10 protein-coding genes and 1 pseudogene are annotated in these 11,989 nt (G+C 53.7%); 5 read left to right on the top strand and 6 right to left on the bottom strand.

Going from position 1 to position 11,989, the window contains the following annotated elements; translation table 11 throughout:
* Positions 1 to 28: 28 nt before the first annotated feature.
* Both AC1G9C_RS07735 and AC1G9C_RS07730 read left to right on the top strand, forming a co-directional pair.
* Positions 29 to 2,041 carry a DEAD/DEAH box helicase gene (locus tag AC1G9C_RS07735; RefSeq protein ID WP_430285726.1) on the top strand — a complete coding sequence of 671 codons (2,013 nt, stop codon included), beginning with the start codon at positions 29 to 31 and terminating at the stop codon, positions 2,039 to 2,041.
* Positions 2,034 to 3,224, top strand: coding sequence for a GIY-YIG nuclease family protein (locus tag AC1G9C_RS07730; protein WP_031653272.1), 1,191 nt, complete (start codon positions 2,034 to 2,036; stop codon positions 3,222 to 3,224). Before AC1G9C_RS07735 ends, AC1G9C_RS07730 begins: the two co-directional genes overlap by 8 nt.
* Before the next feature lie 121 nt (positions 3,225 to 3,345).
* On the opposite strand, the gene AC1G9C_RS07725 is transcribed toward AC1G9C_RS07730, so the two are convergent.
* The 5 genes and pseudogenes from AC1G9C_RS07725 to AC1G9C_RS07705 all read right to left on the bottom strand — a co-directional run.
* Positions 3,346 to 3,708: a hypothetical protein gene (locus tag AC1G9C_RS07725; RefSeq protein ID WP_049950624.1), complete on the bottom strand. Its 363-nt coding sequence runs from the start codon at positions 3,706 to 3,708 to the stop codon at positions 3,346 to 3,348.
* Between the two features lie 49 nt (positions 3,709 to 3,757).
* On the bottom strand, positions 3,758 to 6,085 hold the full coding sequence (locus tag AC1G9C_RS07720) for a hypothetical protein (RefSeq protein ID WP_034012844.1): 2,328 nt from the start codon (positions 6,083 to 6,085) through the stop codon (positions 3,758 to 3,760).
* Positions 6,048 to 7,700 carry a hypothetical protein gene (locus AC1G9C_RS07715; RefSeq protein WP_034012842.1) on the bottom strand — a complete coding sequence of 551 codons (1,653 nt, stop codon included), beginning with the start codon at positions 7,698 to 7,700 and terminating at the stop codon, positions 6,048 to 6,050. Before AC1G9C_RS07715 ends, AC1G9C_RS07720 begins: the two co-directional genes overlap by 38 nt.
* On the bottom strand, positions 7,697 to 8,896 hold the full coding sequence (locus AC1G9C_RS07710) for a site-specific integrase (RefSeq protein ID WP_223677414.1): 1,200 nt from the start codon (positions 8,894 to 8,896) through the stop codon (positions 7,697 to 7,699). Before AC1G9C_RS07710 ends, AC1G9C_RS07715 begins: the two co-directional genes overlap by 4 nt.
* Before the next feature lie 203 nt (positions 8,897 to 9,099).
* Positions 9,100 to 9,228, bottom strand: a pseudogene (locus AC1G9C_RS07705) (tRNA 2-thiocytidine(32) synthetase TtcA); the annotation flags it as partial.
* A gap of 99 nt (positions 9,229 to 9,327) precedes the next feature.
* Between AC1G9C_RS07705 and AC1G9C_RS07700 the strand changes: the two are divergent.
* The 3 genes from AC1G9C_RS07700 to AC1G9C_RS07690 all read left to right on the top strand — a co-directional run bounded on the left by AC1G9C_RS07700 (position 9,328) and on the right by AC1G9C_RS07690 (position 11,272).
* The gene (locus AC1G9C_RS07700; protein ID WP_480409898.1) at positions 9,328 to 9,924 is read left to right on the top strand and encodes a DNA-J related domain-containing protein; all 597 of its coding nucleotides are present in this window, start codon (positions 9,328 to 9,330) and stop codon (positions 9,922 to 9,924) included.
* 166 nt (positions 9,925 to 10,090) lie between these two features.
* Positions 10,091 to 10,690, top strand: coding sequence for a Yip1 family protein (locus AC1G9C_RS07695; protein WP_021444086.1), 600 nt, complete (start codon positions 10,091 to 10,093; stop codon positions 10,688 to 10,690).
* A gap of 87 nt (positions 10,691 to 10,777) precedes the next feature.
* Positions 10,778 to 11,272 (top strand): SprT family zinc-dependent metalloprotease, encoded by a 495-nt coding sequence (locus tag AC1G9C_RS07690; protein WP_480409897.1) that lies wholly within the window; start codon positions 10,778 to 10,780, stop codon positions 11,270 to 11,272.
* A gap of 175 nt (positions 11,273 to 11,447) precedes the next feature.
* On the opposite strand, the gene AC1G9C_RS07685 is transcribed toward AC1G9C_RS07690, so the two are convergent.
* Positions 11,448 to 11,960 carry an O-acetyl-ADP-ribose deacetylase gene (locus AC1G9C_RS07685; protein WP_480409896.1) on the bottom strand — a complete coding sequence of 171 codons (513 nt, stop codon included), beginning with the start codon at positions 11,958 to 11,960 and terminating at the stop codon, positions 11,448 to 11,450.
* Positions 11,961 to 11,989: the final 29 nt, after the last annotated feature.

The raw sequence follows: 11,989 nt of genomic DNA, 5'->3' as shown, positions 1-11,989 counted from the left end.
GGCATCCAGCAAGGCCAATCAGCTAGGCATGCGTACCATGCAGGAGCGCGCTTATGCCAAGCGCGGTGAACAGTACTTGCTGATCAAGTCGCCGCCCGCATCTGGCAAGTCCCGCGCCCTGATGTTCATCGCCTTAGACAAGCTCCATAACCAGGGACTGCAACAGGCCATCGTCGTAGTGCCGGAGCGCTCCATTGGCGGCAGCTTTGCAGATGAGCCGCTGAGCCAACACGGCTTTTACTGGGACTGGCAAGTAGCCCCACAGTGGAACCTGTGTAATGCACCAGGTATTGATGAACCGCGTGTGGCCAAGTCCAAGGTGGATGCCGTGCGTGCCTTCCTGACCAGCAGCGACAAGGTGCTGGTCTGCACCCATGCCACCTTTCGTTTTGCCGTGGAAGAGTTGGGCATTGACACCTTCGACAACCGCCTAATTGCCATCGACGAGTTCCACCACGTTTCCGCCAACCCGGACAACAAACTGGGTAGCCAACTGAGCGCGTTCATCAGCCGCGACAAGGTGCATCTGGTGGCCATGACCGGCTCGTACTTCCGTGGCGACAGCGAGGCCGTGCTGGCCCCGTCGGACGAGAATAAGTTCGAGACGGTGACATACACCTACTACGAGCAGCTCAACGGCTATCGCTGGCTCAAGTCACTGGATATTGGCTACTTCTTCTACACCGGGAGATACGTGGATGCGGTCGCTAAGGTGCTGGACCCGGCGCTGAAAACCATCGTCCACATCCCACATCCAGCTGCTCGCGAAAGCCTTAAAGACAAGGAGCGTGAGGTCAATGAGATCATGAGCTCGCTGGGCGATTGGCAGGGTGTCGACTCGGTGACCGGCTTCCACCTGATCAAAGCCAAGGACGGCCGCACGCTGAAAGTGGCCGACCTTGTGGATGACAGCGACCCAGGAAAACGCTCCAAAGTGCTAGGCGCACTGAAAGACCCGGCTCAGAAGAACAACCGCGACAACGTGGATGTAATCATCGCCTTGGGCATGGCGAAGGAAGGCTTTGACTGGATCTGGTGTGAGCATGCCCTGACCATCGGCTACCGCTCGAGCCTGACCGAAATCGTGCAGATCATTGGCCGCGCCACGCGCGATGCTGAGGGCAAGGAACGCTCGCGCTTCACCAACCTGATCGCCGAGCCAATGGCTGATCAAGCAGCTGTAGCCGAGGCGGTAAACGATATGCTCAAGGCCATTTCCGCCAGCCTGCTGATGGAACAGGTGCTCGCCCCGCGCTATGAGTTCACCCCGAAAGATACCGGGCCGAAAGAAGGCTTCACTTACGGGCCGGAGGGGTATCAAACGGGTGGCACCAATCTGGGTGTGAATGAGACCACGGGCCAGTTCCATGTCGAGATCAATGGCCTGACCACACCGCAAAGCACAGAAGCCACGCGCATCTGCAAGGAAGATTTGAACGAAGTAGTAACCAGCTTCCTGCAGGACAAAACCGTGCTGGAGCGCGGTCTATTCGATAAGGAAAATACCTTGCCTGAGGAGCTGACCCAGCTGCGCATGGGCAAGATCGTGCGCGAGCGTTATCCCGACTTGAGCGACGTCGACCAGGAAGCCATCCGCCAACACGCCATCGCGGCCATGAACATTACCCAACAGGCCAAACTGGCTTTGGCGCAGGCAGATGCAAACGGTAGCGATAACGTGCAAGGCAGCAACGCACTGCTGGATGGCGTGCGCAAGTTCGTAAACGTGCGCGAGCTGGACATTGACCTGATCGACCGCATCAACCCCTTCGATGCCGCCTATGCGGTACTGGCGAAGGCGATGGATGAAAAGTCCCTGCGCCAGGTGCAGGCCAGCATTGCGGCCAAGAAGGTGAGCATTCCCGAAGACGAAGCACGAGAACTGGCAAAACGTGCTCTGCAGTTCAAGAATGAGCGTGGCCGCCTGCCTGACATCAATTCTGCTGATGCCTGGGAAAAGCGCATGGCCGAAGGTGTAGCTGCGTTGGCACGCTACCGCGCCCAGGCCAAAGCGGCACAGGGGGAATCCGCCAATGGCTGATATGAACGATGACGACCTTCTGGATGCGTTGGGGGTAGAAGTCCCCACGCTCAAGACAGCCACTCGAACTCCTCGCGAAGAACGCATCATCGCTGGTTTCGAGGACATTCAGCGCTTCTATCAGACCCACGGCCGCGCCCCACTGCATGGCGAAGACCGCGACATCTTCGAGCGCTTGTATGCCGTACGCCTGGATCAGCTGCGCAAGCTGCCGGAGGCACAAACCCTACTGGCCGGCCTGGATAGTCACGGCCTACTGTCAGGCAGTGCGGACGCCGCAGTAAATGTGGATGACCTGGATGAGGACGCCTTGCTCGCCGAGCTGGGCATCGGCAGTGAGTCCGTCGACCAGGACGACATCACAGTGTTGCGACATGTGCGCTCCAGCGCGGCAATCAGGGCGGCAGAAGAAATTGCCGCTCGAAACCCATGTAAAGACTTCGAGAAGTTCAAGCCGCTGTTTGATGAGGTGGAAGCGGGCCTCAAGCAGAAATTGTGGATAACCAAGCCCTTTGGCAAGAACGCGAGCATCGAGGCCGGGGACTTCTTCATTTTGAGCGGACTCATTGCCTATGTCGCCGAGGTGGGCGACACTTACAAGACGCCAAATGCGGAGATGAATGGGCGCTTGCGCGTCATCTACTCCAATGAGACGGAAAGCGATCTGCTATTACGATCCTTGCAGCGGGCGCTCTACAAAGACAGTGACGGGCGTGCCGGATCTCGGCTCATCAAGGTAGATTCCGGCCCACTGTTCAGCGACATAACCGAGCCGGACGACATCGAGACTGGCACTATCTATGTGCTGCGCAGCCAGTCCAGCCACCCATTCGTAGCCAAACACCGCGAGCTGATCCACAAGATTGGCGTGACCGGTGGCAAGGTGGAAACCCGTATAGCTGGGGCGAACAAAGATGCCACCTACCTATTGGCAGATGTGGAAGTGGTCGCTACTTACAAGCTGCACAACCTGAATCGCACCAGGCTGGAGAACATCTTCCACCGCCTGTTCGGCGCAGCGCAGTTGAACTTGACCATCGAAGACCGCTTCGGCAATCCGGTCAAGCCGAGGGAATGGTTCCTAGTACCACTGCATGTGATTGATGAAGCAGTTGAGCGTATTCGGGATGGATCGATTACCGGTGTAGCGTATGACCCGAAAACGGCTCGCCTGGTCAGTTAAGGCGCAGCTAAAGCGTGATGATCAAATCCGGGCGAAAGCCAGTCTCCTCGCCCGGATACCCCCTTGGGTTGCACACCGAGCGTGTGCCCAATACGGCATAGTCGAGGAGGTGTGCGAATGATTAGCCATTTTGTATCTCTTCAGGTCTTTTCTTGACCAAGGCATAAAGATCCAGGTTGGGGATGGCATTGGCGTTCAAAAGCATCCTCTCAATCATACGCAGTTGCTCTGCATTATTTCTTTTGAGAACCGCAACCTCAGCCTTCAAGTGCTCTATTTGCTCCACAAGCTTTACTTCAGAAGCAGTTATCTTTGTGAGCAGGGAAGGCGTTGCCCCCCGAAGTTGAGCTTTTTTGTTCTTATAAGATGTGTTGATACCCACATAAGTGCAGAGGGTTTGCCTAGTCGTTTTTATGCCAAGCTCAAGTTCAACCTTAGTCACCAGAGCATCCCACGTCAGCTTACCTACCCACTTAGCCAACATTATCTCTATCTTACGCTGCTGCTGAGCTGATATTTTTGGGACTACCACATCACACCTCGCCTTCAGACAGACCGAAAGAGGATAAAAGAGAGCGCAACTCGGGATTAGCATCAGATGCTGTTCTGGCAGTCTTATCTTCAATAATACCCTTCAGGCGAGCCTCAAAATCCGGTAGGGCACACGCGACCTTTGTAATGATCTTGGTATTTAGATCGGTCAAACTGAACTCAGAATTTTTATCTGAGTAACAAATCATCGTTCCGACAGCCTTACTTTTCATCAAATCATTCAGCATGGATAGAATATGGGTATTTCGCGAGTGAATTAGATACCACTGCCTCATTGCCTGGGAGCTTGGTAAGCGTGGATCACACGCTACCGATTCTAATCTCAAAGTTTGAAACGATAAATCTTTCTCAAAAAACTCGATTGTCTTCACATCGCCTGCTATGTGACAAGTATCCGGACACATGAAGCACTGCGAGACGAAATCGTTCAAATAATTGCAAGGCGTTACATTAAGATTTTGAGTACAAAGACCGGTGGAGGTGACAGATGCCGGCAGGTTGGTGGTTTGTGTAAGTTGATCTTGGGAAACGACTCGAATATCCCGCCTGTCGATATCTGGCGGATTCAATATCGCACTCACACGACTGGCTTTCTCGTCGTGAGTCGTATGAATATAAGTATGGGTTTGCTCGGGATTCTTTCTGCCAGACCAAGCAGTGATAATTTCAACTGGAATGCTACTTAAATCAGCAAGGGTGTTAGATAAGTGCCGCAGACTATGCGGTCGAAGAATTAATTCTGACGAAAATCCGTAATCCTGAAAAATCGATGTCGTGTAGCGCCCCTGGCCGACCAGTCGAGTAAGAACCGAGGCGCCTAGCGACGCTAATGGCACCACCGCATAGTTTGTCTTTTGAAAAACCTTCCCACCACTTCCGACACTCTCGGGCGCACCATAAAGCCAACTCCCCAAGAAGCAGAACATGGCATCCTTAAGTTTGATACTTGATTCTCCGGTTGAAAATGAGAGCGGAAATTCCGGCAAAATTGATGTCCTATAGAAAGCAATCCACCACTCCTGCACTTCTTCAACCGAAACGACAGACTTATCGGAAAAAACTTTTGGCATATTGGCGTACCCGAACAAGTGGGGTAATCCTGCTAAAGCTGCACTTCTCGTTTGCGACACGGACAACTGATCTTGAGGCTGCAACGAGTAAATCGGTTTTTTTTCGAAAAAACGACCTCTTTGACTTTGATGGATGGAAGTCAGATCAGCTCCTTCCTTAAGGACCGGAACGCAATCATTAACCCCATAAAACCCTAAAGCATACCCCAATGTGAAAAGATTAGGCCGTTTGGTTAAATTTAAATTTCTCTCTAGCTCTGGTTCCATTTCGAACCCACTGAGCAACGCTTTCAAGCTTTTGCCCGGACTCTCGTAGAATCGACAGAGAATTCTTGCAGGCTCGCATGCCTTGTAGAAGAAGTTTAGGGCTTTCTTTATCGGCTCAGCGAGCACCGCAAGTACGTGATTTTTGTGGTTCCCGTAGCCTTTACTTCCAATCCAGTCGAGATAATAAACTGGCTCTCCATTACTTTCAGAGTAACAATGCAGTTTTTGTTTAGGCAGAACTGGTATTTCCGCAGAAATTCGATTGGGCGATGCCAGCGACAGTAGTGCAGAAGTCACCACTAAGGCATCATGGATTTTTATCTCTTTACCAGGGCTCAGCGAGCCATGTTCATCCACATACTCAAACACACTAGAGAAGATGTCGGCTAGCGCAAGTACTGTTTGGGTATCTGGAAGTTTCTCCAGCGTATTGTCAAACGCGGCATGTCCCGTCCTGTCTCTGTTGTCGCTGCCCTTCAGGTTGACCTTTCGCATCACCCCCTTTTCAGCGCAGAACGCGAGAAACGGCCGCAAGCGGTCAGCTGAACGCGCCCCCAAATTAAGGCCGGTGATTGTGGACTCTGATTGCTCATAGAGATCACCATCTATGAGTGACAACATCTTCCTAGCTACCGACGTCCGAGCTTGTTTTTCTTTGGCGGAAAGTGGTGTATTAGTTGTTTCTATGATCCATATTTTTATCAGGTGGTCATAGGGGTAAGGAAGGGCGTCTATGGGGTGGTTGCCGGCGTTTCCTTTGCCCTTGCGGCCATGTACACCGCACAAGAATCGGGTTCGGCGGCCAGTATTGGGATCAATATGATACCAGACCAAATCATCAAACTCCGCTTTCTTGCCGCCATGCCCTTCAAATTGCGCTAGCTTGGCTTCGCGATATTCGCTGATGAGCCGTTCCAATCGGCCAAGGTATTTGTTAAGCATCGATTGTGCGCCGCCTTGCGAGTTCTTCATCGCAAACCATTATTGTTTGCCTCACCCAAACAATCTGTCTCTCCAATTTTTCAATACTGCGAGCGTAAAGAGGACTAACTAGGGAGTTGCGGTTTGCAGCAAGCTTGCCCTCTGCATCAGCCAATACCGACCTGTGATCAGCTTCTAGCATCGGACGAAAGTTTGGGCACCCATAACACCCCAATGGTCTCCCTAAAACAGTTGAACAGGTCGCGCAGGAATGCTTGTTGAGTGCCCCACCAACAGGGTTGAACTTATTGTCGACAATGACCTCATCGCCTTCCGGAACGACAGTTAAGGTATGGCTAAAAGCCTTCTTTAGAAACTCATTTCCGATATACTTTGTGTCAATCTCTCTCCTAGATACATAATCCAAATCTATGTAATGCCTTGCAGCCGGCACGGTGACACCTGTCATCTTGGCCAATTGAACGGCGGGCAGACCATTTTGAGCACCGCGAGTTAATACGGTGTGACGAATTCTGTTGGAAGTAGCCATACATTCGACAGTTCGATCAGAGGCAACCGGAACCCATCTCATGGCCTGTGCAACTGCAGTCTCCGATATGTGGTAGGCAGTAGACTTTGGCGTAAACATGCTTTTGAACAAATCTAAAGAGTCAAATCGCACTTCAAAAAAATCAACCGCTGGAAACATAGGCATATCATTCATGAGGCTCAAGAGTTCAGATTGATCCACTTGAATCTCTGCTGAGTCCATCACTAGTCTGAGCCCTTCCAATACCACCCGTTTATAGTCTATAAGAACCCTTGAGATATATTCGGAAAGATGTATAGGATAGCGCTCGGGCCGCTCCCTTGAGAATTGTGCGCCCTTAGACTTAACTATGAACACTCTAAGCTGCAATGTTTGCCCCCCTACCGTGCCGATTTCGTCCACAGGAAGAATTCCCGCGTCGCGAAAACTCGCACCCGAGGGGATCAAATCAGACCATTTCAATAGCGCAATTTGAATTGGCCGCCTTACGATGGAGAGCAACAACTTGTTAGTGACTATATTTCTGAGCCGCGCATATAGCCTCGGCGACTGAAAAAACAAAAGATCCCGACTGGCGCCCCAGTCGAACTCTTGTATATTTTCATTGATCTGCCTGGCTAACGAGTCAAACTCAATATCGCTTAGTGCCCCAATGGAAGGATCAAGAGTATTGTCTTTACCCTTGTCCAAATGTGTCCGCGTAAACTTGTGATATTCTTCATACCGTGTATTACCTTGCCTAGAGAGCGTCCCAAAGAACTGATTGAGCCCCTTCTTATTGTTTGTCTGCAGCCCACTCCATATAGATTTAACTCTGGCTAACGACGGAATGCCATTCAACATAAATGGCTTTACATTGCAAACGATACCTGACGCCGTACTCGCAGCCTTGGTTCGCACGTAGTCCACAAATACACTCAGAATTAATTTTTTATCATCATCTGGCATGTTAGACGAATGAACCCAGTCAACGCACAACCGTTTTCCTTTTCCATTATTCGGCAGTAATATCCATACATCGTCTGAGGTATTTACCATCAGGCCAGATTTGGCCGTAATCCATGAGCCTTCATTAGTCAGAGACTTAAAAACTTCCCGCCTCTTCTCGCGAGTCATTTTTGCTGATCCACTCTTTTTTGATGCGCCATTGATATCTCTCTCGTCTTCAGCGCAATTCTCTTTTCATTATATCGTCTGTTCTGAGTCGTATTTTGCGACCAGCCCATGGCATATTTTCTAGCATCCTCAAGCAAAGCCGGATTGACCCCAAGCGACTCCCCTTTCTTATCAAAAATTTCATTCCATTTGTGGCGCAACAAATGAGGATGGACATGAAAGCCCAGCGATCTAGAGAGCTTTTGAAATATTGCATTTATTGCCTTTAAAGAAAGAGGCTGACCCGCAGTGCCTTTAGAGTCATTTTCGCTGACAAACACGAAGTCATGGAATTGCGCACGAGGAAAGACAATACGAACGTTGTCAATATAGAACTTAACCTTCTCCAAAAAACCTGGATCAACCGAGGCGAAGTGTGCTTTTGTCTTTTGATTGGGTTTTTCAGAGCGCGGATCTGTTGGATCATTTGCAGATCGATAAATAGCTAGCTGATCGTTAGTGCCATGAAATAGACAGTCAGAAATCTTCAATTTTGCCAGCGCACCTCTTCTGATGCCGCTTAGGACTAGCAAATTGACGATCAAGTAATTCCTCACCCTAGATGCTTTAAAGGGATTATTAGGAGATGACGGCATCACCATCTCTAAAAACTTTACGAAAACGTCATCCGGGATCACCGATTCCTCAGGATCGCCGACATGTTGCTCTCCATTCTTGCCAAGGGCATCTTCATCTAACCTAATTTTTGAAATAAGCCCATTAAATTTATTTTTTGTTTTTTCGTCAGCATCTTGCACTTCGTGAAACTCATCGAACAGCCATAAAAGAAATTGTCGAAGTCGTCTGATGCGACCTTGCAAGGTTTCGCTAGCGACCTTTGTCATCCCTTTCTGATTGGCAACAATGATGTTCCTTAAATGTTTATCATTTATATCTAGAAATCTTATATTTATACCTTCATCACCAGAACCCTTACTTAAGCAGCATCTGTCATAGAACTGCATGTACTCCATCTGGGATATAAAAATGCCCGATGCAACTCGTTCGGGTAGGTCAATATTTTTTTCCGAAAAGTACTGCAGCACGAACAGCAGTTCATTTGCGTACCTAAATCTCGTATTGGCCGATTTAGCAGATAAAGCGCCATTGAGATAGCAGGAAACATACGGATCAATAGGGCAATCCGCTTCGTCCACTATCGACACGAAGGGCAACGAATTGAATTGGTATCGTTTGACTTTCATGATTGACAAAAAAGCTAGTCCAATAACCGATTTAGTTACAAACTAGCCCACAAATGAGTTCTGTCAAACGAGAGGAAAGAAAAAGCGACGGAAGGCGGGGCTTACAGGCAATGTCTACAGGTTTATAGGCTTTACAAATATTTTTTTGGTTATAACTTGCCGCCGGACAGGCAGACCATCACCTTGTCGCCATCCTCGATCATGTTGAAGTCGGTGATGGCTTCGCCGGCCAGGCGGCGAATGCGCTTCTGCAGTTTGTTCTGGTTGACCGAAAGGGTGCCCATGGTGCGTCGGAATCCGGGGGTAGGAACGAAAGCGCGACATTTTACGCACAATGGCCCGCTCGCCCTACCCCACCGACGGCGAAATGCTAGGCTCGGCCGATGAACGACGACCTCGACCCCGCCCTGGACCTGGCCGACCAGGTGCTCGAACTGCTACTCGCCGCGCCCGACGGGTTGGCCGAGTACCAGCTGATCCAGCAGCTCAAGCAGCGCCACAGCGGCCATATCCCCAACCTGCCGCTGACCGACAAGCTGGTGCTGTTTCGCACCCATTTCCTCCTGTTCAACGCCCTGTACCGCCTGCGCGAGCGGCTCTGGCAGGAGGGCCGCCACCTGCTGCAGATCGCCCCGCTGTGCATCCGCCTGCTGCCCTACCAGGCCGGCAGCGCGGCGCTCAGCGAGCGCGACGGGCTGCGCGACTACTACCTGGACATGAGCAACCTGCGCGATACCGACGAGCGCGATGTCGAGCGTCTGCTGGCCAGTTTCTGGACCCGCATGCAGGGCGGCGAGGAGAAACAGGCGGCGCTGGCGCTGTTCGAACTGGACGGCCCCGGCGCGGTCCTCGACCTGGCCAGCATCAAGCGGCGCTACCGCCAGCTGGTCAGCCAGCACCACCCGGATCGCGGCGGCAGCACCGAGCGGCTGCAGTCGATCAACAAGGCCATGGAAATTCTAGAGCGCTATTACAACTGACCGGCAGAGAGCAATTCGCTCTAAAGCCAGGCACCACGCGCCCTCCAGCCCCTGCCTATACTGCGACATACGGTCGCATAGGTTCGGCCTGGCACCCGGTGGCGCTGTACACGCGCGCCGGGCGTCCGCTGGGGGGCGATCGTCATAAAAAGAGGAGGTGTCTGGCATGATCCACCACGTTTGGGGGCTCTTCACCCATCCCGACCAAGAATGGCAAGAAATCCGTGGCGAGGAAGAAACCATCAGCCACATGTACCTGACCCATGTCCTGCTGCTCGCCGCCATCCCGGCGGTCTCGGCTTACATCGGCACCACCCAGGTGGGCTGGTCGATCGGCGACCGAGCGCCGGTGATGCTCACCGAGGGCAGCGCCCTGAGCATGACCATCATGTCCTACCTGGCGATGCTCGCCGGCGTCGCGGTGATGGGCGCCTTCATCCACTGGATGGCGCGCACCTACGACGCCAACCCGACCATGACCCAGTGCGTGGTGTTCGCGGCCTACACCGCCACCCCGCTGTTCATCGGCGGCCTGGCGGCGCTCTACCCGCACCTGTGGCTGGCGATGGTGGTCGGCACGGTGGCCATCTGTTACACGGTGTACCTGCTCTATGTCGGCATACCGACCTTCATGAACATCCCCGAGGACGAGGGGTTCATGTTCTCCAGCTCGGTGCTGGCGGTAGGCCTGGTGGTGCTGGTGGCGATGATCGCCACCTCGGTGATCCTCTGGGGCCTGGGCGTCGGCCCGGTCTACACCAGCTGAGGGCAATGGCGACTCGGCGAAACCACCTGCGGGTGGTTTCGTCGTTTATGGGCTGCCGCCAGGGCCATGATTGGGCATAATCGGCGCATGCCCGAACAGCTCCATGCCCGCGTCGAGGCCTGCTACCAGCTGGCCGAAACCTTCTTCAAGCAACGCTTCGCTCGCCCCGAGATCAGCTTCAAGCTGCGTGGGCAGAAGGCCGGCGTCGCCCATCTGACGGAAAACAAGCTGCGCTTCAACCTGCAGCTGTATCGCGACAACCGCGAGGACTTCCTGCAGCAGACCGTGGCCCACGAGGTGGCGCACCTGATCGCCCACCAGCTGTTCGGCCCGCGCATCCAGCCCCACGGCGAGGAATGGCAACTGATCATGCGCGGGGTCTACGAACTGCCGCCGCACCGCTGCCACAGCTACGACGTGCAGCGGCGCAAGGTCAGCCGCTTTATCTACCGCTGCAGCTGCCCCGACGGCGAATTCCCCTTCTCCTCCCAGCGCCATGCCCTGGTGGCCAAGGGCCGGCGCTACTACTGCCGACGCTGCAAGGTGACCCTGCAGTTCACCGGCCAGCAGCGGGTGGAATAGCCTGCGGCCAGGCCCCGGCACCGCCCGCAGGCATGCCCTACGTCAGGAACGTCCTGAAAAAGCCATTTATCGCCACCCCCGCGAAGGCGGGAGCCCGGGGACGACGCAGCTTCTGGACTATTGCGCCGTTCAGCGATAAAGCTGCTGTCCTGCCTGCGCGGGAACGACGGCTATTTCAGAGTTGCCTTAGTAAATCCCGATACCGTGCCAGATCGGCGGCGGAAAAACAGCAGAACAGCACGCGCTCTATCCTCGGCAGGTGGGCAACTTCCTCGCGTACCGTCGCCACCGCGATGCCGGCCGCCTGCTCGGCGGGATAACCGTAGATGCCGGTGCTGATCGAGGGAAAGGCGATGCTGCGCAGCTCATGCTCGGCGGCCAGGCGCAGCGCATTGCGATAGCAGCTGGCCAACAGCTGCGCCTCGCCGCGCTCGCCGCCGTGCCAGACCGGCCCCACCGTATGGATCACGCAGCGCGCCGGCAACGCGAAGCCGGGCGTCAGCCGCGCCTCGCCGGTGGGACAACCGCCCAGCGGCCGACAGGCCTCCAGCAGCCGCGGCCCGGCGGCGCGGTGAATGGCACCGTCCACCCCGCCGCCGCCGAGCAGCGAGCTGTTGGCGGCGTTGACGATGGCGTCGACCTCCAGGCCGGTGATATCGGCCTGCAGGGCTTCGAGCATGGCGATCATGGCCGGGCCCTCCCGCTTCAGCATAGCCC

Source organism: Pseudomonas sp. ABa2 (assembly GCF_056676075.1).
The sequence above is the reverse complement of the archived record's forward strand: the minus strand, read 5'-3'. Positions and strand labels throughout refer to the sequence as shown.